The following is a 24,239-nucleotide window of genomic DNA, read 5'->3' on the forward strand; positions in this document are numbered from 1 at the left end:
GGCCACAAAAAAGGGCGGCCAAAGCCACCCTTTTTATACTTGCTGTGACGGATTAATCGAGCGTTAACGTTGCAAGAGTTGTATGCCTTGCGCAACGCCCGATGTATCGGTCTTAGTGCAGACCCTGAATGTAGCTGGACACTGCGGCGATGTCTTCGTCGCTCAGCTTTTTGGCAATGCTCTGCATCGGTTTGGTATCGCCGTCGTTATTGCGACCACCTTCTTCCTTGCGGAAGTCGGTCAGTTGCTTGGCGACATATTGAGCGTGTTGGCCACCCAGGTGCGGGAAGCCGGCTGCTGCGTTGCCTGTGCCGTTTGGCGAGTGGCAGCCGGTGCACGATGGCAAGCCCTTGGCCAGATCGCCGCCGCGGAACAGTGCTTCACCGCGGGCCACGACTTTCGGGTCGGCGGCGCCGACACTGCCCTTCTGGCTGGCGAAGTAGGCGGCGATGTCCGCCAGATCCTGATCGCTCAGGTTGGTCAGCAGGCCGGTCATTTCCAGAACGGTGCGCTTGCCCGACTTGATGTCGTGCAACTGCTTGGTCAGGTAGCGTTCACCCTGGCCTGCCAGTTTTGGAAAGTTAGGTGCCATGCTGTTGCCATCCGGGCCATGACAGGCACCACATACGGCGGCTTTTGCCTGGCCTGCGGCGGCGTCACCAGGTTTGACTGGCTCACCTGCAGCATGGGCAATGCCGGAGATCCCCACGGTCAACAGCAGACTCACGATCAATTTGTTCATCAGCTAATCCAACTACGGCTAAGGGTTAAGTTATGGACCGGGTTTACTCGCTCATCCAGTGGATGATGGCTTGGTAATCCTCGGCACTGCAGTCCATGCACAAACCACGCGGCGGCATCGCCTTGAAACCCTGGGTCACGTGTTGCACCAGCGTCTCCATACCTTTCGCCAACCTCGGCGTCCAAGCTTCCTGATCGCCCTTGCGGGGCGCCATGGGTAGTTGGCCGGAATGACAGGCACCACAAACACGGTTGTACACAGCTTCCGGATCCTGTGTAGCCTGAGCGCTGTAAAGCGGCATCAAGACTCCGGCAGCTAGCAGCCATTTCGTCATAAAACGACCTTTTCAGGGTTGAGAGCGATCTGCGTTCTAATGCGCAATCAAGGTCTGTCGCTCTCGTGAACTTCATCCTGCGTCGGGACAAAGCGCACACAAAATCTGCGGCATTATATACTGGCGTCACTGAAACGGAAGCAACACTGCTTGCCGCACCCATTCCTGGCGCCGCCCACATCGGAAATCCCATGCAACTCAAGAATCCCATCCTCGGTCTGTGCCAACAGTCCACCTTCATGCTCAGCGCCGCTAAAGTCGACCAATGTCCGGATGACGAGGGCTTTGAAGTCGCCTTCGCCGGGCGTTCCAACGCCGGCAAGTCCAGTGCTCTCAACACCCTGACGCATGCCAGCCTGGCGCGCACCTCGAAAACGCCGGGGCGCACGCAACTCTTGAACTTCTTCAAGCTAGACGATGAACGCCGTCTGGTCGACCTGCCGGGCTACGGTTATGCAAAAGTGCCGATCCCGCTCAAGCAACACTGGCAGCGTCACTTGGAAGCCTACCTGGGTGGTCGAGAGAGTTTGAAAGGTCTGATCCTGATGATGGACATCCGTCACCCGATGACCGACTTCGACCTGCTGATGCTCGATTGGGCCGTCGCAGCCGGCATGCCGATGCACATTTTGCTGACCAAGGCGGACAAGCTGACCTACGGCGCGGCCAAGAACACGCTGCTCAAGGTGCAGTCGGAAATCCGCAAGGGTTGGGGCGATGCCGTGACGATCCAGTTGTTTTCTGCGCCGAAACGCATGGGCCTGGAAGACGCCTACACTGTATTGGCAGGCTGGATGGAACTGGCGGACAAGGGCGCCGAAGAAGTCACCGGATAAGTGTGTAAAAAACTGTCTGAGGTGCGGTCAGGCCCACACGGCATGAGCGCAGCAGGCGGTTTTCGACAGGCAAAAAAAACCCCGGACTTCTATGGGGAGGGGGAAGTTCCGGGGTTCAAGTTCTAGACCGCTAGGGCGGGGTCCAGATATCTGCCAACACTTAACACAACATAGGAGCATCGAAGGGCTTCACCAGCCATTCAGTAAATCTGAGTGGCCGTGGCCAGATTAGTTCAGTTTATTTTCAGATGCGTTGGAATAACCCCAAGAACCTTTCGGACTAAGCAGCCCCCGAGCGGTCTGCCGCGGCATCATGCCGCAGCAGAGTCTGGCGACTCAGTGAGCCTCATCCCAGTTATTGCCTACCCCGACTTCGACCAGGAGTGGCACGTCCAGTTTCGCCGCACCGCTCATGTGCAGGCGAATCTCATCGCTGACGTGTTCGACCAGGTCCTCGCGCACCTCCAGTACCAATTCATCGTGGACCTGCAGGATGACCTTGGCGTCCAGGCCTGACGAGGTCAGCCAGTCATCCACGGCCACCATGGCTTTCTTGATGATGTCCGCCGCCGTGCCTTGCATCGGCGCGTTGATTGCCGTGCGTTCGGCGGCGGCACGCTCCTGTGGCTTGTTGGAATTGATCTCCGGCAGATACAGCCGCCGCCCGAAGAACGTTTCCACGTAGCCCTGATCCGCGGCTTGGGCGCGGGTGCGATCCATGTATTCACGAACGCCGGGGTAACGGGCGAAGTAGGTATCGATATAGGCCTTGGCCGTCTTGGTATCGACGCCGATGTCCTTGCCGAGTTTCTGCGCACCCATGCCGTAGATCAGGCCGAAGTTGATCGCCTTGGCGCTGCGCCGCTGGTCGGAGGTGACCTGGTTCAGCTCGACCTTGAAAACTTCGGCAGCGGTGGCGGTGTGCACGTCCAGGTTATTGCGGAAGGCATTCATCAGGCCTTCATCGCGAGACAGGTGCGCCATGATCCGCAGTTCAATCTGCGAATAGTCGGCAGCCAGCAGCTTGTAACCGGTCGGGGCAACGAAGGCCTGACGGATACGCCGCCCTTCCGCGGTGCGCACCGGGATGTTCTGCAGGTTCGGGTCGCTGGATGAGAGACGCCCGGTGGAGGCCACGGCCTGGTGATACGAGGTGTGAATGCGTCCGGTGCGCGGGTTGATCTGTTCCGGCAGACGGTCGGTGTAGGTGCTTTTGAGCTTGCTCATGGAGCGGTATTCCATCAGCACCTTGGGTAGCCGATAGTCGTCCTCGGCCAGCTTGGCCAACACTTCTTCGGCGGTGGACGGTTGGCCCTTGGCGGTCTTCTTCAGCACCGGCAGACCGAGCTTCTCGTAGAGGATGACGCCGAGCTGCTTGGGTGAGCCCAGGTTGAATTCCTCACCGGCAATCTCAAAGGCTTCACGCTCCAGCGCCACCATCTTGTCGCCCAGTTCGATGCTCTGCACGCCCAGCAGGGCGGCATCCACGAACGCGCCCTGGCGTTCGATACGGGCGAGCACCGGTACCAGGGGCATTTCGATGTCGGTCAGCACGCTGGCCAGGGTCGGGATGGCGGCCAGCTTCTCGAACAAGGCCTGGTGCAGGCGCAAAGTGATGTCCGCGTCCTCGGCGGCGTAAGGCCCGGCCTGCTCCAGCGCGATTTGATCGAACGTCAGCTGCTTCACGCCTTTGCCGGCGATGTCCTGGAAGCTCACGGTGGTGTGATCCAGGTACTTCAGCGCCAGGCTGTCCATGTCATGGCGGGTGGCCGTGGAGTTAAGCACATAGGATTCGAGCATGGTGTCGAAGGCAATGCCGCGCACCGTGATGCCGTTCCCCTGGTCGCCGCCGATGGCGCAGTTGGCCAGGATGTTCAGGTCGAATTTGGCGTGCTGACCGACCTTGAGCTTGTTCGGATCCTCCAGAATTGGCTTGAGGGCGCGCAAGACGGTGTCGCGATCCAGCTGCTGCGGCACCCCGATGTAGGAGTGAGTCAGCGGAATGTAGGCAGCTTCGTTGGCTTGCACCGCAAAAGACAGGCCCACCAATTGCGCCTGCTGCGCGTCGATGCCGGTGGTCTCGGTGTCGAAGGCGAACAGTTTGGCGCTGCTGAGTTTTTCCAGCCAGACGTCAAATCGCGCTTGATCAAGGATGGTTTCATAGCGTGTTTCAGCGCTCGCCTCGGCGGTCTCGGCCTCGACTGCGCTGAACAGATCGACTGCCGGCTCAGGCTCGGCGGCGGCGCTGCTCAACTCAAGGCGTTTGGCGTCACGCTGCAGGTCATTCATCCAGCTCTTGAATTCGAGCAGGCTATACAGCTCGGCGAGCTTGTCGTGATCCTCAGGGCCCATTTGCAAGTCGTCGAGGCCAATGTCCAGCGGCACGTCGACCTTGATGGTCGCCAGTTGATAGGAGAGGAACGCCATCTCCTTGTGCTCTTCAAGTTTGGCCGGCAGGGTCTTGGCACCGCGGATCGGCAGGGTCGGGACGATGTCGAGCTGGGCGTAGAGCTCGGTCAGGCCGCCATTCACACCCACCAGCAGGCCGGAAGCGGTCTTTGGACCTATGCCAGGAACGCCTGGAATGTTGTCGGAAGAATCGCCCATGAGTGCCAGATAATCGATGATCTGCTCGGGAGCGACGCCGAATTTCTCCTTCACGCCCTCTACGTCCATGCTGCTACCGGTCATGGTATTGACCAAGGTAATGTGGCCGTCGACCAGTTGCGCCATGTCCTTGTCGCCGGTGGAGATGACCACCGGGCGATCGGCCGCCGCGCTGCTGCGGGCCAGCGTGCCGATCACGTCATCGGCCTCGACGCCTTCGACGCACAAGAGCGGGAAGCCCAGGGCGATCACGCTTTGATGCAGGGGCTCGATCTGCACGCGCATGTCGTCGGGCATGCTTGGCCGGTTGGCTTTGTATTCGGCGTACATGTCATCGCGAAATGTCCCACCCTTGGCGTCGAACACCACGGCGAAGGGACTGTCCGGGTACTGCTTGCGCAGACTCTTGAGCATGTTCAACACGCCCTTGACGGCGCCAGTGGGCAGGCCTTTGGACGTGGTCAGCGGTGGCAGCGCGTGAAAGGCGCGGTACAGGTAAGAAGAACCGTCCACCAGGACGAGGGGGGCTTGGCTCATGAGCAGGATCAACCTTTTCGGCGGGTCCGGCGCTAGAATAGCGGGACCGTTGACGACAAAGGGACAAGGTTATCATGCGCACACTAAATCGCCTGTTGCTGGCTGGCTTGTTTGCTATCACACCGTTGGCCGTCATGGCAGCGGATGATGCGCCGACTCCGGAGCCAGAGGTTACGATCCGCACGGAAGGCGACAAGGTCATTCAGGAATACCGCCAAAACGGTTTCCTGTACGCGATCAAGGTTACGCCGAAGGGCGCACCGCCGTATTTTCTGGTGCGCGCGGACGGGACCGATGCAAACTTCATCCGCTCGGATCAGCCGGATATGCTGATACCGTCGTGGAAGATCTTTGAGTGGAAGTAGTTTCTTAATTTCAATCGGCGTTGGCTCAAGAGCGGCGCCTCGTACTGGCAGTTTTAACCATGTCTGTGTTTACCCCCCTGGCTCGGCCCGAGCTGGAAGCTTTTCTCGCCCCTTATGGCCTCGGCCGCCTGCTTGATTTCCAGGGGATTGCCGCCGGTAGCGAAAACACCAATTTCTTTATCAGCCTGGAGCAGGGCGAATTCGTCCTGACCCTGGTCGAACGTGGCCCGGTCCAGGAGATGCCGTTCTTCATCGAATTGCTCGACGTGCTACACCAGGCCGACCTGCCGGTGCCTTACGCCCTGCGTACCACCGACGGCGTGGCCCTGCGCGAACTGGCCGGCAAGCCTGCGCTGTTGCAACCGCGCCTGGCCGGCAAGCACATCAAGCAGGCTAACGCGCAGCATTGCGCCCAGGTGGGTGAGTTGCTGGCTCACCTGCACCTGGCGACCCGGGCCAACATGATCAAGCGCAAGACCGATCGTGGCCTGGACTGGATGCTGGAAGAAGGCACGCAGTTTCTCTCGCACCTGCAACCGCCGCAGAAGGATCTGTTGCAACGGGCACTGGAAGAAATCACCGAGCAGAAAGAGAAAATTCTGGCGTTGCCACGCGCCAACATCCACGCCGACCTGTTCCGCGATAACGCGATGTTCGAAGGCACGCACCTGACCGGGCTGATCGATTTCTACAACGCCTGCTCGGGGCCGATGCTCTACGACGTGGCAATTGCCTTGAACGACTGGTGTTCCGACGATGACGGCTTGATCGACGGGCCACGGGCGCGGGCGTTGCTGGGTGCCTACGCCGCATTGCGCCCATTCACTGCGGCCGAGGCCGAACTGTGGCCGACCATGCTGCGAGTAGCGTGCGTGCGTTTCTGGTTGTCACGCTTGATCGCGGCGGAATCCTTCGCCGGGCAGGACGTGTTGATCCACGATCCGATGGAGTTTGAGCTGCGGTTGGCGCAGCGGCAGAAGGTCAATACACCTTTACCGTTCGCCCTGTAGGAGCGAGCCTGCTCGCGATGGTCGTTAACGATGACGCGGGGTGCCTGACACCCCGCGGTGCTGCGGATTTCTTCGCGAGCATGCTCGCTCCTACAGAGATCTGTGTTGGTTACAACGACTCCAGACACCCAGCCAGATCATTCCCCAACTTCTCCAGCATCTGCTCATACCCCTGAGCAGTTGCCGGCGTATACCCGCCCAGTGCATCCAGTTCCGCCAGTTTCACCGGCAAACCGGCTACCAGGGTTTCCGCCAGGCGTGGGCGCAGCGGAGGTTCGCTGAAGACGCAGGTCTTGCCGACTTCCTGCAACCGCGCGCGCATTGCCGCAACATGCTGGGCGCCGGGCTGCACTTCGGCTGCGACACTGAACACGCCGGCGTGCTTCAGGCCGTAGGCGTCTTCAAAGTAGTCGAACGCTTCGTGGAACACGAAGTAAGGTTTGCCTTCGACACCGGCCAGACGTTTCTTCAGCCGTGCATCCAGCGCATCGAGACGCTCGTCAAATGCCTTCAGGTTGCTCTGGTAGCGCGCCGCGTTGGCCGAGTCGGCTGCACTCAGATCCGCAGCCATTTTCACCGCGATAACCCTGGCGTTGGCCGGCGATAGCCACAAATGCGCATCAAGGCTCCCCGGACGATGGTCGTGGTCATGTTCGTCGGCTTCTTCGGTGTGGGAGTGGTTGTCTTCGGTGAAATATCGCAGTTTCAGGCCAGGAAGGTCCTGCACCGCAACGCTCGGCAAGGTACGTCCATTGAGCACCCGCGGCATGAAACCTTCCATGTCCGGCCCGATCCAGTACAGCAGATCCACCGATTGCACTTTCCGTACGTCGGATGGGCGCAAGGCATAGTTATGCGGTGAGGCGCCGGGTGGCAGCAAGACTTCCGGGATCGCCACGCCGTCCTGCACAGCAGCGGCGATCAGCTGTAGTGGCTTGATGCTGGTGAGTACCTTGACCTCGGCTTGCGCCGAACCGATCAGCAGAAAACTAGCGAAAATTGCGACAAAGATGGAAAAAAGTCGGGACACGATGACCACTCGAAGAGGCGAGAACGGGTAACATAATAACGTCTCTCACAAAACTCGTCGCCGCTCATGCCTAAAACACCGATTGCCAGCCGTCCTCACGACCACTCTCATTGCGTTCACAGCGCTCTGTCTGAGGCCGATGCCTTGTGCGCACGCCAGGGCTTGCGCCTGACCGCGTTGCGTCGGCGGGTGCTGGAACTGGTGTGGCAAAGCCATAAACCGCTGGGGGCCTACGACATTCTCGCGGTCCTCAGTGAGCAGGACGGTCGCCGGGCCGCACCACCCACGGTTTACCGCGCGCTGGACTTCCTGCTGGAAAACGGCCTCGTACACCGTATCTCCTCGCTCAATGCCTTCATCGGCTGCAATCACCCGGCGCACGCCCATCAGGGACAGTTCCTGATCTGCCGTGAATGCCACGCCGCCATCGAACTCGAACAGAAATCCATCAGCGACGCGATCATCGCCAGCGCCAAGGACGTCGGGTTTGTCGTCGAAGGCCAGACCGTTGAAGTGATCGGTCTCTGTTCGGGTTGCCAGGGGGCTTGATGAGCAACGCGCTGATCCGCCTCGAGCAGGTTGCCGTCACGTTTGCCGGGCAAGCTGTGCTGGATAACATCGAACTGAGCGTCGAGCCAGGGCAGATCGTGACCCTGATCGGTCCCAATGGCGCCGGCAAGACCACCTTGGTGCGTGCCGTACTCGGCCTGTTGAAACCCGACAGCGGCAGTGTCTGGCGCAAGCCGAAACTGCGGGTCGGTTACATGCCGCAAAAGCTGCATGTCGATCCTACCCTGCCGCTCTCGGTGCTGCGCTTCTTGCGCCTGGTACCGGGTGTGGACCGTGCGATGGCCTTGGCCGCGCTCAAGGAAGTCGGCGCCGAGCAGGTGATCGATAGCCCCGTGCAAAGTGTTTCCGGCGGCGAAATGCAACGCGTACTGCTTGCCCGGGCCTTGTTGCGCGAGCCTGAATTGCTCGTGCTCGACGAACCGGTACAAGGTGTCGACGTGGCGGGTCAGGCCGAACTCTATAGCCTGATCACCCGCCTGCGAGACCGTCACGGCTGCGGTGTGTTGATGGTTTCCCACGATCTGCATCTGGTGATGAGCACCACCGATCAGGTGGTTTGCCTGAATCGACATGTTTGCTGCTCCGGTCACCCCGAGCAGGTCAGCGGCGATCCGGCATTCGTCGAACTGTTCGGAAAAAACGCACAAAGCCTGGCGATTTATCACCACCACCACGACCACGCCCACGATTTGCACGGCTCGGTGGTCAAGGCGCCCCCATCGGGCCATACCCATGTACACGGAGATAGCTGCAAGCATGGCTGATTTTCTGCTCTACGCCCTGCTTGCAGGTCTGGCTCTGGCGGTTGTGGCGGGCCCCTTGGGTTCCTTCGTGGTCTGGCGGCGCATGGCCTATTTCGGCGACACCCTGTCCCACGCGGCATTGCTGGGCGTGGCGTTAGGCTTTCTGCTCGATGTCAGCCCGACTGTTGCAGTCACGGTCGGCTGCTTGCTGTTGGCGGTGTTGCTGGTGACCTTGCAACAGCGTCAGCCGCTGGCCTCCGACACGCTTTTGGGAATTCTTGCACCCAGCACCCTCTCTTTAGGTCTGGTGGTACTAAGCTTCATGCACGAAGTGCGGATCGACCTGATGGCCTATCTGTTCGGTGACTTGCTGGCGATCAGTCCGACCGATCTGGCGTGGATCCTCGGTGGTAGTGCCGCGGTGCTGGCGTTGTTGCTGACGTTGTGGCGGCCATTGCTGGCAATTACTGTGCACGAAGAGTTGGCGAGGGTCGAAGGGCTGCCGGTGGCGGGATTGCGCCTGGCGCTGATGCTGTTGATCGCCGTGGTGATTGCCGTTGCGATGAAAATCGTCGGTGTGTTGCTGATCACGTCGTTGTTGATCATTCCGGCCGCTGCGGCACAACGTCACGCCCGCTCACCGGAGCAGATGGCACTGGGCGCCAGCCTGCTGGGCATATTCGCCGTGTGTGGCGGGCTGGCGCTGTCCTGGTTCAAGGACACCCCGGCGGGCCCGTCGATTGTAGTGACGGCCGCCGCGCTGTTTCTGCTGAGTTTTGTTCTGCCCCGTCGAGGGGTGTAGACTTGCTCGTTTTTTGCGCAAATAGAGAGTCGCAGGAATGAAGTCGTTCGCCTCCCGTTATCTGCTCCTTGTCGCATTTTCTTTGCTGCTGGGCGCTTGCCAAAGCACGCCACCGGCAGCCACCGAGGCTACGGATGCGCGGGCCACGGCCATTGCACAGCTGGAACAAAGCCTGGCCAGCAGCGAGTTGGCCACGGCCGAGGGTCAATTGGCGGCGTTGCAGGCCGAGTCACCCAACGATCAATCCCTTGAGCAATACCAGCGTCAACTGGCCGAAGCCTATCTGCTGCGTAGCCAGATTGTGCTGCAAAAAGGTGACGTGAACGCCGCCGCCACCGCCCTGAGCCGTGCCCGTGCGCTGATGCCCAAGGCTCCGGCACTGACCGGCGGGGTCAATGGCGCCATCGCCCAGGCCCGCAAGGCTGAGCTGGACAAAGCCGAAGCGGCGCTCAAGGCTGCCGAAGCCCAGCCTAAAGCCAAGGTCATCGACCTGACGGCCGAGAGCACCACGGTTGCGTTGAATATCAACGATATGGGCAAACTGCGTCGTCAACTGGATGCTATCGCCGCCGATGTGGTGAATTTTCAGTGTGATGTGACCATTCAGGCGCCGCGTACCGATGATTACCCTTGGCTGGCAAACTTGCTGACCAAGCGGGTGAAGAAGCTTGATCCGCAGTTTGATTTGAATCTGGAGCGGCAGATCATTCGCAGCGTTCCGGCGCAGATGGTTTTGAGTCCACGTAAGCAGCCTTAAAAGCATCGCGGGCAAGCCTTGCTCCTTGTAGGAGCAAGGCTTGCCCGCGATGGCGTCCTCTCAATCAATACAAAATTCAGGCCGGAACCGCCTTGGCCTTCGGCTCCCTCTCCCAAACCCGATGCTGCGCGATCGCCGCAAAAAACGGCTTGGCCAACTTGCCATCCGCACCCACGATCAACCCCGCATCAACCTCCAGTTTCAACACATCCAGAAACTGCTTTGCCTCGCCGTGCAGCGCGATCGCTTTCAAGTGTTTGTAGGCTTCGAGCAGGTAATGCAACGCCACGCCGTCGGCGCTCAACGCCTTGATCGAGGCCGCTCCTCCCGGCACAAATACCGCGTCGAACGCAATGGACGGCATGCCCTCCATCGAAGCATCCACCGGCAGCATTTTGCCGTCAGCGGTGGTGACTGGCGCCGAGGTGGGACCGAGCAATTTGGCGTGCGCACCTTCGGCTTCCAGCGCTTTTTTCATCGCATCGATTGCATCGCCGTCGACGCCGTTGGCCGCGAGAATCGCCACTTTTCGGGTTTTGATATCGCCCGGCAGCAAGTTGGCCTGGCTCAGGGCTGGCGAACGATCCAAAGAGATCTTCGGTACGTCGACCGTTCCGGCTTTTGGTGCTGGCAGGCCAAGGTTATGCGCCACGCGCTTGGCCAGCTCCAGATCGATGTTAGCCAGGATCTCGTTCACCTCACGCGCGCGGATGAACTCCCGTTCGACCTTGCCCAGCTCAAAGCTGTACGCCGAAATGATGTGCTCCTGCTCGTGCTTGCTCATGCTGTGGAAAAACAGCCGGGCCTGGGAGAAGTGGTCGCTGAATGACTCGCTGCGCTGACGAATCTTGTTGGCGTCGATGCGCTCCGGATAACTCTCGAAGCCGCCGTCCTGTGCTGCGGGCGGCGTTTCTTTGGGCCAGCCGCCGTCGATGGTGTTCGGTTCGTAGGACGTGCGCCCCTTGTCGATGGTGGTGCGATGCAACGCATCACGCTGGCCGTTGTGGAACGGTGCTACCGGACGATTGATCGGGATTTCGTGAAAGTTCGGCCCACCGAGTCGGCTGATCTGCGTATCGGTGTAGGAAAACAGCCGACCTTGCAGCAGCGGATCATTGGAGAAGTCGATCCCGGGCACGATATGCCCCGGGCAGAAAGCAACCTGCTCGGTTTCGGCAAAGAAGTTGTCCGGGTTGCGATTGAGCGTCATTTTCCCGAGCGGCGTAATAGGAACGAGCTCTTCAGGAATCAGCTTGGTGGGGTCAAGGATGTCGAAATCGAAGGCGTGTTCGTTTTCCTCCTCAATAACCTGTACGCCGAGTTCCCATTGCGGGTAGTCCCCCATCTCGATGGCTTCCCAGAGATCGCGGCGGTGATAATCGGTGTCTTTACCCGCCAGTTTCTGCGCTTCATCCCACACCAGCGAGCAGGTCCCGGCGGCCGGGCGCCAGTGGAATTTGACGAAGCGCGATTTTCCTTCGGCGTTGATCAATCGGAAGGTGTGCACGCCGAAGCCTTGCATGCTGCGCAGGCTTTTCGGGATGGCCCGGTCGGACATGGCCCAGATCACCATGTGGGCTGATTCGGGTTGCAGTGAGACAAAGTCCCAAAACGTATCGTGGGCCGAGCCGCCAGTAGGGATTTCGTTGTGAGGCTCGGGTTTTACCGCGTGGACAAAGTCGGGAAACTTGATGGCGTCCTGGATGAAAAACACCGGCATGTTGTTGCCCACCAGATCGAAGTTGCCTTCATCGGTGAAAAACTTCACGGCGAAACCTCGTACGTCCCGCACGGTATCGCCCGAACCTCGGGGCCCCTGCACTGTGGAAAAACGCACGAATACCGGCGTTTTCTGCGCGGGATCTTGCAGGAAACCGGCCTTGGTCAGTACGGAGTGGTTCTCGTAAGACTGGAAGAAACCATGGGCACCGGTACCGCGGGCATGCACGATGCGTTCGGGGATGCGCTCATGGTCAAAGTGCGTGATTTTTTCACGCATGATGAAATCTTCCAGCAGCGACGGCCCACGGGCGCCGGCTTTCAAGGTGTTCTGGTTGTCTGCCACCTTCACGCCTTGATTGGTACGCAAGGCCTGACCTGTGGCGTCGGAGCGGAATTTTTCCAGGCTATCGAGCTTGGTGTTGGTATTGCTGCGGTCCAGGGTATCGGTCCCGGCCAGTGCGCTCTTTGGGGCGGCAGGCTTCTTGGTGCTCATCAGGCATGACTCCTCGGGAATTTTTTCGAGTGGCCTAATTAATGACTGATGGTGTTTTGCGCCGTTCCCTTTATCTGACCTTTGATCGCGTTATTGCCAAATGACTGGTCGAATGCGAAATAAATGCTAAGAACTGCTATACGGACAGGCTAAAATGCGCGCCCGGCTAACCGCTGATCCTTTTCTAACGCGCCCCACAAGGTTCGCTACGTGATCGAGTTTCAAAACGTCCATAAAACCTACCGCGTCGCCGGTAAGGATATCCCCGCCCTGCATCCGACCAGTCTGACAATAGAGAATGGTCAGGTCTTTGGTCTGATCGGCCATTCCGGTGCGGGAAAAAGTACCCTGCTGCGTCTGATCAATCGCCTGGAAAATTCCAGCGGCGGCAAGATCATCGTTGATGGCGAAGAAGTCACGGCGCTCGACGCCAACGGCCTGCGCCGTTTCCGTCAGCAGGTCGGAATGATTTTCCAGCACTTCAACTTGCTGGCGTCCAAGACCGTTGCCGACAACGTTGCGTTGCCGCTGACACTGGCGGGTGAAATGTCCCGCGCCGAGATCGACCAGCGCGTCGCCGAATTGCTGGCTCGGGTGGGTTTGTCCGACCACGCCAACAAGTACCCGGCGCAATTGTCCGGCGGGCAAAAGCAGCGCGTCGGCATTGCCCGCGCCCTGGCGACCAAGCCGAAAATCCTGCTGTGCGATGAAGCCACCAGCGCCCTCGACCCGCAAACCACGGCGTCGGTCCTGCAATTGCTGGCCGAGATCAATCGTGAGCTGAAGCTGACCATCGTGCTGATCACCCATGAGATGGACGTGATCCGCCGGGTCTGCGACCAGGTCGGGGTGATGGACGCTGGCGTGATCGTCGAGCAAGGCACGGTGGCCGAGGTGTTCCTGCATCCAAAACACCCGACTACCAAGCGCTTTGTGCAAGAAGACGAGCAGATCGATGAAAGCGAACAGCGTGACGACTTCGCTCACGTGCCAGGCCGCATTGTGCGTCTGACCTTCCAGGGCGAAGCGACCTACGCGCCGCTGCTGGGTACCGTCGCTCGTGAAACCGGTGTGGACTACAGCATCCTGGCCGGTCGTATCGACCGCATCAAGGACATCCCTTACGGGCAACTGACCCTGGCCGTGACCGGCGGTGACATGGAAGCGGCCTTCGCCCGCTTCACCGCGGCCGACGTCCACATGGAGGTGCTGCGCTAATGGAAGCCCTGACAAGTTTCTTCGCCAACATCGACTGGTTTGAAATCTGGCTGGCCACCGGCGACACCTTGCTGATGCTCGGTGGTTCGCTGTTGTTCACCGTGTTGCTGGGTCTGCCGCTGGGCGTGCTGCTGTTCCTCTGCAGCCCGCGTCAGTTGCTGGAAGCCAAAGGCGTCTATGCAATGTTGTCCCTGGTGGTGAACATTCTGCGTTCGCTGCCGTTCATCATTCTGTTGATCGTGATGATTCCGTTCACCGTGTTGATCACTGGCACTTCCCTCGGCGTCGCCGGCGCGATCCCGCCGCTGGTAGTCGGTGCCACGCCGTTCTTCGCACGACTGGTGGAAACCGCCCTGCGCGAAGTGGATCGCGGCATCATCGAAGCGACCCAGGCCATGGGCGCGACCACGCGGCAGATCATCACCAATGCCTTGCTGCCCGAAGCCCGTCCGGGCATCTTCGCGGCGATTACGGTGACAGCCATTACTCTGGTGTCATACACGGCGATGGCCGGTGTGGTCGGTGCTGGAGGCCTGGGCGATCTGGCGATCCGTTTCGGTTACCAACGTTTCCAGACCGATGTAATGGTGGTCACCGTGGTGCTGCTGCTGGTGCTGGTTCAGGTATTGCAAACCGTCGGCGACAAATTGGTCGTCCACTTTTCCCGTAAGTAAGAAATGAGCCGGCCATTCGCTGGCAGGTGCCAAACGGGCACCGCAAGCGGGAGGCCACAAGGAGTTAGCTGAATGAAAAAACTACTCGTCGCATTCGCTGCTGTTGCAGCCTTTTCCGCCCACGCCGCCGACACCCTGACTGTCGCCGCGACCCCGGTTCCGCACGCGGAAATCCTCGAGTTCGTTAAACCGACCCTGGCCAAAGAAGGCGTGGATCTGAAGGTCAAAGTCTTCACCGACTACATCCAGCCGAACGTGCAGGTTGCGGAAAAGCGCCTGGACGCCAACTTCTTCCAGCACCAGCCGTACCTGGCTGAATTCAACAAGGCCAAGGGCACCAACCTGGTCTCGGTTGCAGGCGTGCACCTGGAGCCACTGGGCGCTTACTCCAGCAAGTACAAGACCCTGGAAGAGCTGCCAAGCACCGCCACCGTGGTGATCCCCAACGACGCCACCAACGGCGGCCGTGCGCTGCTGCTGCTGGCCAAGGCCGGTGTGATCAAGTTGCAGGATTCGAACAACATCCTGGCGACGGTCAAGGACATCACCGAGAACCCGAAGAACCTGAAATTCCGTGAGCTGGAAGCCGCGACCATCCCGCGCGTGCTGACCCAGGTCGATCTGGCGCTGATCAACACCAACTACGCGCTGGAAGCCAAGCTCGATCCGTCCAAGGACGCGCTGGTCATCGAAGGCAGCGACTCGCCGTATGTGAACATCCTGGTCGCTCGTCCGGACGACAAGGACAGCGCCGCGATGCAGAAGCTGGTTGCTGCCCTGCATAGCCCGGAAGTGAAAGCCTTCATTCTAGAGAAGTACAAAGGCGCGGTAGTGCCGGCGTTCTGATCTACTGACGCAACGAAAAAGGGGCGCCATGAGCGTCCCCTTTTTTGTGCTTGAAACCCCTGTAGGAGCACGGCTTGCCGGCGATGGCGATCTTACGGACGCCATCGCCAGCAAGCTGTGCTCCTACAGAGAGCGGCGTGGTGGTTATTTGCGGTTAAGCATCACCGGCAACTGCGCCACCAGTTTCTGGTTGTTCAACGGCGCACGAATAAACCCACGCTGCGTCCCGTCCGGGCCGATGACCGCCAGGTTGCCGCTGTGGTCGACCGTGTAGTTCGGTTTGCTGGTATCGGCCGGAATGAACGGAATGCTCACGGCATTGGCGACTTTCTGCAGTTCTTCTATCGACGTTGCCGTCAGGCCGACAAACTGCGGATCGAAGTAACCCAGGTACTGCTTGAGCTGCTTGGGCGTATCGCGGTTCGGATCGACACTGACCAGCACGATCTGCAACTTGTCCACAGCCTCCGGCGGCAGTTCACTCTTGATCTGGCGCAGTTGGGCGAGGGTGGTCGGGCAGATGTCCGGGCAGAAGGTGTAGCCGAAGAACAGCAGCGACCACTTGCCTTTGAGTTCGTTGACCGCCACCGGCTTGCCGTCCTGGTCGGTCATCGTCACATCCGGCAAATTACGGCTTTGCGGCAGCAGGATGATCCCCGCGTCGATCAGCGCCGTCGGGTCGCCCTGGCCTTTGCCGGAGAGCACTTTATTGATGGTCAGGCCCAGGATCAGCGCGATCAGGGCGACAAGTATGAAGACGGTTTTCTGGGTTCGGGTCATAGGTTCAACAATAAGTAGTGGTCAACGAGCAGGGCGATGAACAGCAGGAACAAGTAGTAAATAGAGTACTTGAAGGTGTTGATCGCCGCGTGCGGCCGAGTGCCACGGTACAGCACCACGGCCCATTGCAGGAATCTGGCGCCAAGACCGATGGCGCAGATCAGGTAGAGCAAGCCGCTCATGTGGATCACGTAGGGCATCAGGCTTACGGCCAGTAGCGCACAGGTGTAAAGCAGGATGTGGATTTTGGTGTAGTGCTCGCCGTGGGTCACCGGCAGCATCGGGATGTCGGCTTTGGCGTATTCTTCTTTGCGGTGAATGGCCAGCGCCCAGAAGTGCGGCGGGGTCCAGGCGAAGATGATCAGCACCAGCAGCAGCGGTTCGGCGCTGACGTGGCCGGTGGCGGCGGTCCAGCCGAGCAGCGGCGGCGCGGCCCCGGCGAGGCCTCCGATGACGATATTCTGCGGCGTCGCGCGCTTGAGGAAACCGGTGTAGACCACTGCGTAGCCGAGCAAGGAGGCGAGGGTCAGCCACGCCGTCAGTGGATTGGTGAATGTCAGCAGCAAGGCCTGGCCGAGCAGCGCCAGCATCAAGGCAAAGGTCAGTGCGGCGGCCGGGGACACCCGGCCTTCGGCCAGCGGCCGCTTGTGGGTGCGTGCCATGACCGCATCGATCCGCCGGTCCACCACATGGTTGACCGCTGCCGCACCGCCCGCACACAAGGCAATGCCCAGGTTGCCGAACACCAGCACCGTCCATGGCACTCCGGCGCGCGTCGCGAGGAACATCCCCACCAGCGAAGTGATGAGCATCAGCACCACCACTTTTGGTTTGGTCAGCTCCAGGTAGTCACGCCAGATTGCCTGGCTGTGACGCTCGCCGATCAGAATCGCCATGGCATCTCTCCTTTTATTGTTATGGGCCCGGCTGAGTGTTTACGTGGGCTGAAGCGCCAGCGTGTCGGCTGCTTGACCCGAACCAGGCTGGTCCGGGCGTGGTAATTGACCAGCACCATCGTCAGTAACAGCGCTGCGCCCCCGGCGTTGTGGGCGACGGCAATCGGCAACGGCAGGTGCAACAGCACGTTGCTGATGCCCAGGGTAATTTGCGCCGCGAGGGCGATCAGCACCAACCCGGCGAGTCGCGTCATGCCGACGACTTTCAGTTGCCAGGCGAGGCCGAGCAACACCAGGGTCACCAACAACGCGCCGATCCGGTGTGTCAGGTGAATCGCGGTGCGGGCGTCGCTGTCCAGTTGCCCACCGAGATAGTTCGGACCGATGTGTTGGGTCAGGTGAAAACCATTGGCGAAGTCCGCCGGCGGCAGCCATTGACCATGGCAGGTCGGAAAGTCGATGCAGGCCACGGCGGCGTAGTTGGAGCTGACCCAGCCACCCAGGGCGATTTGTCCGATGACCAGCAACAGCCCGGCCGTCGCCCAGTACTGCAGGCGTCGCGGCACCGTCAGTGCGGGTAGCACGCCGGACAGGCGCAAGGTCAGCAAAAACAGCAGACTCAGGGTCGCAAAGCCGCCAAGCAGGTGCCCGGTGACCACTTGCGGCCAGAGCTTGAGTGTTACCGTCCACATGCCGAACGCCGCTTGGGCGAACACCACCGCCAGCAGAAACAGCGGCAGCTTCACCGGTTGCCCTGGATGCCGGCGATGGACCCAGGCCCGACCGGCCAACACCGAGATCAGCAGCCCCAGCGTGCCGGCGAAGTAGCGGTGGATCATCTCGTTCCAGCCTTTATGGGCTTCTACAGGCGTGTCCGGAAAATGCAATTCGGCATGGGCCAGTTGCGCTTCGCTTTTCGGCACGCTGATAAAGCCGTAGCAGCCGGGCCAGTCCGGACAGCCCAAGCCTGCGTGGGTTAGGCGGGTATAAGCACCGAGCAACACCACAATCAGTGCCAGCAAGGTGGCAAACAGCGCGAGGCGAAATCCAGGCTTGGCCATGACGATGCCCTTATCCGATATTCGACAGTTTCAACAGGTGGCGCAGGTCATTGAGCAGATCCTTGCCTTTGACTGACGGGTCGTAGCGCAGTACCAGATTGCCGTGGGGGTCGATGATCCACAGTTGTGGCATCGCCTTGTCACCGGTGGTTTTATTGAAGGTGCTCACGTCCAGCCGATAGCGCTGCAGTTGAGGATACTCCCGCGTCAGCTTGGCGTCGTAATCAGTGCTCAGCGGCTGTGCGGCGGCAATGGCATGGCTTGCGCGCCCGGCATCGCGGCCCAGGCCGATCTGGACCTGCCGCGCCAGGTACACCAGTTGCTGACAGTCCACCGAACACTCCTTGGGTGCGGTCACCAGCAACTGCCAGCGTTGTTCATCGGCCTGTACCCCAAGGTCCGCGCGGGACTGGCCGTTGCCGATCAGTTCGCCGTGGTAACTGCGCCCCTCCGGCACCCAGAACTGCAGTTTGTACATGCCGGTGGCGAGGATCATCGGACCGATCACCCCGAGCACAATCAGCAGCAGTTGCAGGCGACCCTTGCGCCGACTCGCCGGCGTTTTGGCCTCAGACATGCTGGGTGGATTCATGGCCGCTCCCATTGTGTTTCTCCTTTGCGTTGTGCCAGCCGAGGTAGAGATAAAGACCGAACAGGGCGATCGACATGGCGAACCACTGCACGGCATAAGCGATGTGTTTTTCCGGCCCCATGGCGACTACCGGCCAATCGGCTTGATAAGTGGCGGGACCCTTCTCGGCGCGTATTTCGTAGGCAAAGCCATCACGCTCGAGGGCCGTCCAGAGCTTGGCCGGCTCAACCGCGGTCACCAGTTGTGGCCAGACGGTGGTGCTCGGGTCAGCGTGCAACTGGAAGGTGGCGCCGGGGGAAACGTAGACCCAGGCGTGGAGACTCAGGGCCTGGGCGGGTGTGTCGAATTGCGGCGGGGTGCGCCGGTCCGGCCATGGCAGCCAGCCGCGATTGACCAGCAGCCAAAGCCCGGTGGCCTGATCCCGAAACGGTTGCAACAATTCGACTCCGACCTTGCCGTCGCGCTGGCGGTTATCCAGCAACAGGCTGTGGCCGGCGTCGAACTGGCCGTGCAGGCGAACCCGGCGGAAGGCTGGATCTGCGGTGTGTTGCAGCTCGGTGCTGGCCATCGGTTCCGCGGCCCGGCGCTCGGTGTAGCTTTGCAGCAACACGCTTTTCTCCGCACCCCGGCTCAATTGCCAAAACCCGAGCGACACCAGCAGCGGCAGCAGCAGCGCAACCACCAATGTCGGAATGATGCCCGGCCGAAAGCGCTTCATGGCGTCGCCAGAAAGTCGGTCATCGCGATAGCTATACTCAAGTGCATCGCTTGTCCCCCCGGAGTCCCACCATGCTCAAAGCAGCCATCGTCCTGATGCTGATTGCCACGGTTGTCAGCCTGTTCAGCGGCCTGTTTTTTCTGGTCAAGGACGACAGCAACTCGAACCGCCTCGTCATTGCCTTGAGTGTTCGTGTAGCGCTGGCCGCGATCACCGTCGGCTTGATCGCCTGGGGTTTTTTCAGCGGCCAGTTGGTGTCGCATGCCCCGTGGTAACTGTAGGAGCGAGCCTGCTCGCGAAAAACTTCATGACAACGCGTTAATTCAGATAGCCCGCGTTATCGTTAACGCCCATCGCGAGCATGCTCGCTCCTACAGCACGTAGACGAAAACGAACAGCCCGATCCACACCACATCCACGAAGTGCCAGTACCAACTTGCGGCCTCGAAGGCGAACTGGTGCTCGTTGTCGAAGTGTCCACGCATGACCCGCATCAGCATCACGAACAGGATGATGGTGCCGATCGTCACGTGGGCGCCGTGGAAACCGGTGAGCATGAAGAACGTGGCGCCGTAGATGCCCGAACCGAGGGTCAGGCCCAGTTCGTGGTAGGCATGGATGTATTCTTCGGCCTGAAAGCCGAGGAACGCACAGCCCAGCAGCACGGTGAGCGCCAGCCAGATTTTCAGCGCACCGCGATGGCCCTTTTTCAAGGCATGGTGGGCGATGGTCACGGTGACGCTGGAGCTCACCAGCAACACGGTGTTGAGCAGCGGCAGGCCCCAGGGGCTGATGACATCCTTGGGCGGCGGAAAGAGTTTGGAATCCGGGTTGTTCAGCAGTGGCCAGGTCCACTCGAAGGCAGGCCACAGCATGTGGGCGAGGCCTTTGGTGCCTTCGCCACCGAGGGCGGGACCGGACACATGGCGCACATAAAACAGCGCGCCGAAGAAGGCGATGAAAAACATCACCTCCGAGAAAATGAACCAGCTCATGCCCCAGCGGAACGAGCGATCCATCTGCGCGCTGTACAAGCCGCTGCGACTTTCCTTGATCACCGTACCGAACCAGCCGAACAGCATGTAGGCCAGCAACAGGCCGCCGACGAAAAAGATCAGCGGACCGTGGGACTCCGGCCGCGCCGCTTTCAGATCGTTGAACCAGGTGGCCAGGCCTAACACGGTGACGAACATTCCGACCGTGGCGATGATCGGCCATTTGCTCTGGGCCGGAACGTAATAATGTTCATGAGTTGCCATTTATTGTTCTCCTTATCGGGCACGCTCAACCGCCAGTATTTACTGCGACCGGTGGATGTCGGGCGGTGATATCGAACAGCGTGTAGGACAGCGTCAGGTGCTTCACATCCTTGGGCATGTCACGGTCAACGATGAAACGTACCGGCATCTCGATCCGTTGACCGGGCTGCAGCACTTGCTGGGTAAAGCAGAAGCATTCGGTCTTGTGGAAGTACGCCGCCGCTGCGCTGGGCGCGATGCTCGGTACCGCCTGAGCGCTCATCGGGCGATCGGTAGGGTTGTGCGCGATGAAGATCATCTCGTTCACCGCCCCGGGGTTGGCCGTTAATTCATCGTGCTTGGGATAGAAATCCCAGGACATGTCGGCGGAGTTGGTCGACAGGAACTGCACGCGAACCTGCCGCGAGGTATCGACCGTTTGTTCGCCCTCGTACTGCCCGGCGGTCTTGCCGTTGATGCCGAATGCCTTGCACATCACGTCGTAGATTGGCACCAGGGCAAAGCCGAAGACAAACATCGCTACCACCACCAGTAACAGGCGGGTGACCAGTTTCTTCATCGAAATCGAGTCAGCCATGGCTTCCAACCTCAGCCGATAACCCTATGGCGAGGGGATTTATCCCCGTTCGGCTGCGAAGCAGTCGTAAAACCAAATCACACGGTATGCCTGATACACCGAAGTCACAGGTTTTGGGGTCGCTTCGCGACCCAACGGGGATGAATCCCCTCGCCACAAAGGGTTCGCCAATTCCAAAGGGCCAGGTATTCATTTCACTTCCGGAGGCGTGGTGAAGGTGTGATACGGCGCTGGTGAAGGGACGCTCCATTCCAGGCCTTCGGCCCCGTCCCACGGTTTGGCCGGTGCTGGCGGGCCACCGCGAATGGTCTTGATCACGATGAACAGGAAGAAGATCTGCGTTGCACCGAACATGAATGCGCCGATCGACGACACCATGTTGAAGTCGGCGAATTGCAGGTTGTAGTCCGGAATCCGTCGCGGCATCCCCGCCAGCCCGACGAAGTGCATTGGGAAGAAGGCCATGTTCATGCCGATGAACGACAGCCAGAAATGCAGCTTGCCGAGGGTTTCGTCGTACATGTGGCCGGTCCATTTCGGCATCCAGTAATAAGCCGAGGCGAAGATCCCGAAGATCGCCCCCGGCACCAGCACGTAGTGGAAGTGCGCGACCACGAAGTAGGTGTCCTGGTACTGGAAGTCCGCCGGGGCGATAGCCAGCATCAGCCCGGAGAAACCGCCAATGGAGAACAGGATCACGAACGCCACGGCAAACAGCATCGGCGTCTCGAAGGTCAGCGAGCCTTGCCACATGGTGCTGGCCCAGTTGAACACCTTCACGCCTGTTGGCACCGCAATCAGCAACGTGGCGTACATGAAGAACAGCTCGCCCACCAGCGGAATGCCGACCACGAACATGTGGTGCGCCCAGACGATGAACGACAGGAACGCGATACTCGCCGTGGCGTAGACCATCGAGGTGTAGCCGAACAGTGGTTTGCGCGAGAAGGCCGGAATGATCGAGCTGACGGCACCGAAGGCCGGCAGGATCATGATGTACACCTCGGGGTGGCCGAAGAACCAGAACACGTGCTGGAACAGCACCGGGTCACCGCCGCCAGCGGCGCTGAAGAAGCTGGTGCCGAAGTGGATGTCCATCAGCATCATCGTCACGCAACCGGCCAGTACCGGCATCACCGCGATCAGCAGGAACGCGGTGATCAGCCAGGTCCAGACGAACAGCGGCATTTTCATCAGCGTCATGCCGGGGGCGCGCAGATTGAGGATGGTGGCGATCACGTTGATCGCACCCATGATCGAACTGATCCCCATCAAGTGGATGGCGAAGATGAAGAACGTCACGCTTTCCGGCGCGTAGGTCGTCGACAGTGGCGCGTAGAACGTCCAGCCGAAGTTGGGTCCGCCTCCAGGGGTGAACAGGGTCGAAACCAGCAGGATGAAAGCAGCCGGCAACAGCCAGAAGCTGAAGTTGTTCATCCGCGGCAGCGCCATGTCGGGTGCGCCGATCATCAGCGGGACCATCCAGTTGGCAAGGCCGACAAAGGCCGGCATCACCGCACCGAAGACCATCACCAGGCCGTGCATGGTGGTCATCTGGTTGAAGAATTCCGGCTGGACGATCTGCAGCCCTGGCTGGAACAGTTCGGCGCGAATCACCATCGCGAACGAGCCGCCGAGCAGGAACATGGAAAACGCAAACCACAGGTACAGCGTACCGATGTCCTTGTGGTTGGTCGTCAGCACCCAGCGCATCAGGCCTTTGGCGGGGCCGTGTGCGTGCTCGTGGGTGGTGCCGGTATGAACATGGTCATCGACTACAACAGTCATGTCCTGTCTCCTGCATACAGATGGGCTGGGCAGGCCGGGGCGTGATGCCCCGACTGGTTCCTTGGGTGCGCAATAGACCGGGTCATTTGCTTTCCGCCTGTTTCAGCTCCAGCACTTCTTTGGGGGTGACCATGTCGCCCTTGTTGTTGCCCCAGGCGTTACGTTCATAGGTCACGACCGCTGCGATATCGACTTCCGACAGTTGCTTGCCGAACGCCGCCATGCTGGTGCCAGGCTTGCCATGGAAGACAATGCCCAGGTGATCCTTGATCGGTCCGGTGGCGATTTTCGAGCCCTTGAGTGCCGGGAACATCGGCGGCAAGCCTTGGCCTTCGGCCTGGTGACAAGCCACGCAGGCGGTGTGATAGACCTTGTCGCCGCGCTCTTTCAGCTCGTCGAGGGTCCATTCCTTGCTGGTCAGCTCCTTGAGTTGTGCAGCTTCAGCCTTGCGTTCACCCAGCCATTTTTCGTAATCGGGCTTGTCCTTGACCTCGACCACGATCGGCATGAACCCGTGATCCTTGCCGCACAGCTCGGCGCATTGGCCGCGGTAGACGCCAGGTTTTTCGATACGGGTCCAGGCTTCGTTGACGAACCCCGGGATCGCATCGCGCTTGACCGCGAAGGCCGGCACCCACCAGGAGTGGATCACGTCGGCGGAGGTCACCAGGAAGCGCACCTTGGCGCCGATCGGAAGCACCAGGGGCTTGTCGACCTCGAGCAAGTAGTGCTCGGTCTTGGCTTCCTTGTTGTGGATCTGATCGGCGGGAGTGGCCAGGTTGCTGAAGAACTCGACGTCCTGGCCCAGGTACTTGTAGTGCCATTTCCACTGATAGCCGGTGACCTGGATATCGATATCCGGCTCACTGGCGTCGTACATCTTGATCAGCGTGGCAGTCGCCGGAACCGCCATGGCCACCAGAATGATGAAGGGCACGATGGTCCAGAGGATTTCGACGGTGGTGCTTTCATGAAATTTTGCCGCCACCTGCCCGGTAGAGCGGCGGTGCAGAATCATCGACCAGAACATGGCGCCAAAGACGATGATGCCGATCACTACACAAATCCAGAAAATGGTCATGTGCAGGTCAAACACAGCGTGACTGATTTCAGTCGCTCCCGGCGCCATATTCACAGTCCAGGCCGCTTGCGCCGGGCTGAAAATCGACCACAACAGGAGGCCCATCCAGACATGTGGATGTCGCATCATTGCGGGTTCCCCTTATCGTTCTTTTTATCCCGCCGGCTTTCACCTGCGGCAAGGGAGCGGCTGCATCAGACT

The 24,239-nt window shown here is 60.0% G+C and carries 25 protein-coding genes; 11 read left to right on the forward strand and 14 right to left on the reverse strand.

Going from position 1 to position 24,239, the window contains the following annotated elements:
* Positions 1 to 112: 112 nt before the first annotated feature.
* Together ACA058_RS00265 and ACA058_RS00270 are read right to left on the reverse strand one after the other, a co-directional pair.
* Positions 113 to 742 carry a c-type cytochrome gene (locus ACA058_RS00265; RefSeq protein WP_497637329.1) on the reverse strand — a complete coding sequence of 210 codons (630 nt, stop codon included), beginning with the start codon at positions 740 to 742 and terminating at the stop codon, positions 113 to 115.
* A gap of 43 nt (positions 743 to 785) precedes the next feature.
* Positions 786 to 1,076, reverse strand: a complete 291-nt coding sequence (locus ACA058_RS00270; protein ID WP_034149449.1) for a c-type cytochrome — start codon at positions 1,074 to 1,076, stop codon at positions 786 to 788.
* A 191-nt stretch (positions 1,077 to 1,267) separates the two neighbouring features.
* Between ACA058_RS00270 and yihA the strand changes: the two genes are divergently transcribed.
* Positions 1,268 to 1,912, forward strand: coding sequence for a ribosome biogenesis GTP-binding protein YihA/YsxC (yihA, locus tag ACA058_RS00275; RefSeq protein ID WP_046818665.1), 645 nt, complete (start codon positions 1,268 to 1,270; stop codon positions 1,910 to 1,912).
* Between the two features lie 336 nt (positions 1,913 to 2,248).
* On the opposite strand, the gene polA is transcribed toward yihA, so the two are convergent.
* Complete coding sequence (gene polA, locus ACA058_RS00280) at positions 2,249 to 5,056, reverse strand: DNA polymerase I (RefSeq protein WP_497637330.1); 2,808 nt, start codon at positions 5,054 to 5,056, stop codon at positions 2,249 to 2,251.
* A 74-nt stretch (positions 5,057 to 5,130) separates the two neighbouring features.
* Here polA and ACA058_RS00285 point away from each other — a divergent pair, with 74 nt between their 5' ends.
* Complete coding sequence (locus tag ACA058_RS00285; RefSeq protein WP_046818667.1) at positions 5,131 to 5,421, forward strand: DUF2782 domain-containing protein; 291 nt, start codon at positions 5,131 to 5,133, stop codon at positions 5,419 to 5,421.
* A gap of 59 nt (positions 5,422 to 5,480) precedes the next feature.
* A complete protein-coding gene (locus ACA058_RS00290; RefSeq protein ID WP_497637331.1) occupies positions 5,481 to 6,431 on the forward strand; it encodes a homoserine kinase in 951 nt (316 codons plus the stop codon).
* Positions 6,432 to 6,540: 109 nt separating this feature from the next.
* On the opposite strand, the gene ACA058_RS00295 is transcribed toward ACA058_RS00290, so the two are convergent.
* A complete protein-coding gene (locus ACA058_RS00295; protein WP_497637332.1) occupies positions 6,541 to 7,461 on the reverse strand; it encodes a zinc ABC transporter substrate-binding protein in 921 nt (306 codons plus the stop codon).
* Between the two features lie 66 nt (positions 7,462 to 7,527).
* Here ACA058_RS00295 and zur point away from each other — a divergent pair, with 66 nt between their 5' ends.
* Genes zur through ACA058_RS00315 form a run of 4 tightly spaced genes read left to right on the forward strand, consistent with a single transcriptional unit; the run spans position 7,528 to position 10,333 of the window.
* Positions 7,528 to 8,010, forward strand: a complete 483-nt coding sequence (zur, locus tag ACA058_RS00300; protein WP_046818670.1) for a zinc uptake transcriptional repressor Zur — start codon at positions 7,528 to 7,530, stop codon at positions 8,008 to 8,010.
* Positions 8,010 to 8,795 carry a zinc ABC transporter ATP-binding protein ZnuC gene (znuC, locus tag ACA058_RS00305; RefSeq protein WP_497637333.1) on the forward strand — a complete coding sequence of 262 codons (786 nt, stop codon included), beginning with the start codon at positions 8,010 to 8,012 and terminating at the stop codon, positions 8,793 to 8,795. Before zur ends, znuC begins: the two co-directional genes overlap by 1 nt.
* Complete coding sequence (gene znuB, locus ACA058_RS00310) at positions 8,788 to 9,576, forward strand: zinc ABC transporter permease subunit ZnuB (protein WP_497637334.1); 789 nt, start codon at positions 8,788 to 8,790, stop codon at positions 9,574 to 9,576. Before znuC ends, znuB begins: the two co-directional genes overlap by 8 nt.
* Positions 9,577 to 9,613: 37 nt before the next feature.
* A complete protein-coding gene (locus ACA058_RS00315) occupies positions 9,614 to 10,333 on the forward strand; it encodes a PA5502 family lipoprotein (RefSeq protein WP_497637335.1) in 720 nt (239 codons plus the stop codon).
* A 76-nt stretch (positions 10,334 to 10,409) separates the two neighbouring features.
* On the opposite strand, the gene katE is transcribed toward ACA058_RS00315, so the two are convergent.
* Positions 10,410 to 12,569: a catalase HPII gene (gene katE / locus ACA058_RS00320; protein WP_497640031.1), complete on the reverse strand. Its 2,160-nt coding sequence runs from the start codon at positions 12,567 to 12,569 to the stop codon at positions 10,410 to 10,412.
* A gap of 189 nt (positions 12,570 to 12,758) precedes the next feature.
* Here katE and ACA058_RS00325 point away from each other — a divergent pair, with 189 nt between their 5' ends.
* From ACA058_RS00325 to ACA058_RS00335, 3 genes are all read left to right on the forward strand, one after another.
* The gene (locus ACA058_RS00325) at positions 12,759 to 13,766 is read left to right on the forward strand and encodes a methionine ABC transporter ATP-binding protein (RefSeq protein WP_497637336.1); all 1,008 of its coding nucleotides are present in this window, start codon (positions 12,759 to 12,761) and stop codon (positions 13,764 to 13,766) included.
* A complete protein-coding gene (locus ACA058_RS00330) occupies positions 13,766 to 14,440 on the forward strand; it encodes a methionine ABC transporter permease (RefSeq protein WP_008002212.1) in 675 nt (224 codons plus the stop codon). The genes ACA058_RS00325 and ACA058_RS00330 overlap by 1 nt, the downstream gene beginning before the upstream one ends.
* Positions 14,441 to 14,512: 72 nt before the next feature.
* Positions 14,513 to 15,286 (forward strand): MetQ/NlpA family ABC transporter substrate-binding protein, encoded by a 774-nt coding sequence (locus ACA058_RS00335; protein ID WP_497637337.1) that lies wholly within the window; start codon positions 14,513 to 14,515, stop codon positions 15,284 to 15,286.
* A 144-nt stretch (positions 15,287 to 15,430) separates the two neighbouring features.
* Here ACA058_RS00335 and ACA058_RS00340 read toward each other — a convergent pair whose 3' ends face one another.
* The 5 genes from ACA058_RS00340 to ACA058_RS00360 are packed head-to-tail and all read right to left on the reverse strand — an operon-like array spanning position 15,431 to position 19,333.
* A complete protein-coding gene (locus tag ACA058_RS00340; RefSeq protein ID WP_497637338.1) occupies positions 15,431 to 16,066 on the reverse strand; it encodes an SCO family protein in 636 nt (211 codons plus the stop codon).
* The gene (gene cyoE / locus ACA058_RS00345; RefSeq protein WP_497637339.1) at positions 16,063 to 16,962 is read right to left on the reverse strand and encodes a heme o synthase; all 900 of its coding nucleotides are present in this window, start codon (positions 16,960 to 16,962) and stop codon (positions 16,063 to 16,065) included. Before cyoE ends, ACA058_RS00340 begins: the two co-directional genes overlap by 4 nt.
* Positions 16,950 to 18,023, reverse strand: a complete 1,074-nt coding sequence (locus tag ACA058_RS00350; RefSeq protein ID WP_008064734.1) for a COX15/CtaA family protein — start codon at positions 18,021 to 18,023, stop codon at positions 16,950 to 16,952. The genes cyoE and ACA058_RS00350 overlap by 13 nt, the downstream gene beginning before the upstream one ends.
* Positions 18,024 to 18,033: 10 nt before the next feature.
* On the reverse strand, positions 18,034 to 18,627 hold the full coding sequence (locus ACA058_RS00355) for a PA_0111/PP_0108 family redox-active disulfide protein (protein ID WP_497637340.1): 594 nt from the start codon (positions 18,625 to 18,627) through the stop codon (positions 18,034 to 18,036).
* A complete protein-coding gene (locus ACA058_RS00360) occupies positions 18,593 to 19,333 on the reverse strand; it encodes an SURF1 family protein (RefSeq protein ID WP_497637341.1) in 741 nt (246 codons plus the stop codon). The genes ACA058_RS00355 and ACA058_RS00360 overlap by 35 nt, the downstream gene beginning before the upstream one ends.
* A 71-nt stretch (positions 19,334 to 19,404) precedes the next feature.
* On the opposite strand from ACA058_RS00360, the gene ACA058_RS00365 reads away from it, so the two are divergent.
* Positions 19,405 to 19,608: a twin transmembrane helix small protein gene (locus ACA058_RS00365; RefSeq protein WP_266016262.1), complete on the forward strand. Its 204-nt coding sequence runs from the start codon at positions 19,405 to 19,407 to the stop codon at positions 19,606 to 19,608.
* A gap of 96 nt (positions 19,609 to 19,704) precedes the next feature.
* Here the strand turns inward: ACA058_RS00365 and ACA058_RS00370 are convergent, their stop codons facing one another.
* The 4 genes from ACA058_RS00370 to coxB all read right to left on the reverse strand — a co-directional run bounded on the left by ACA058_RS00370 (position 19,705) and on the right by coxB (position 24,167).
* Positions 19,705 to 20,592, reverse strand: a complete 888-nt coding sequence (locus ACA058_RS00370; RefSeq protein WP_497637342.1) for a cytochrome c oxidase subunit 3 — start codon at positions 20,590 to 20,592, stop codon at positions 19,705 to 19,707.
* Between the two features lie 25 nt (positions 20,593 to 20,617).
* Positions 20,618 to 21,169 carry a cytochrome c oxidase assembly protein gene (locus ACA058_RS00375; RefSeq protein ID WP_033038877.1) on the reverse strand — a complete coding sequence of 184 codons (552 nt, stop codon included), beginning with the start codon at positions 21,167 to 21,169 and terminating at the stop codon, positions 20,618 to 20,620.
* A 189-nt stretch (positions 21,170 to 21,358) separates the two neighbouring features.
* On the reverse strand, positions 21,359 to 22,957 hold the full coding sequence (ctaD, locus tag ACA058_RS00380; protein ID WP_497637343.1) for a cytochrome c oxidase subunit I: 1,599 nt from the start codon (positions 22,955 to 22,957) through the stop codon (positions 21,359 to 21,361).
* 82 nt (positions 22,958 to 23,039) lie between these two features.
* Positions 23,040 to 24,167, reverse strand: a complete 1,128-nt coding sequence (gene coxB / locus ACA058_RS00385; protein WP_497637344.1) for a cytochrome c oxidase subunit II — start codon at positions 24,165 to 24,167, stop codon at positions 23,040 to 23,042.
* Between the last annotated feature and the right edge of the window lie 72 nt (positions 24,168 to 24,239).

The sequence above is a fragment of the Pseudomonas sp. LBUM1649 genome (assembly GCF_059716155.1).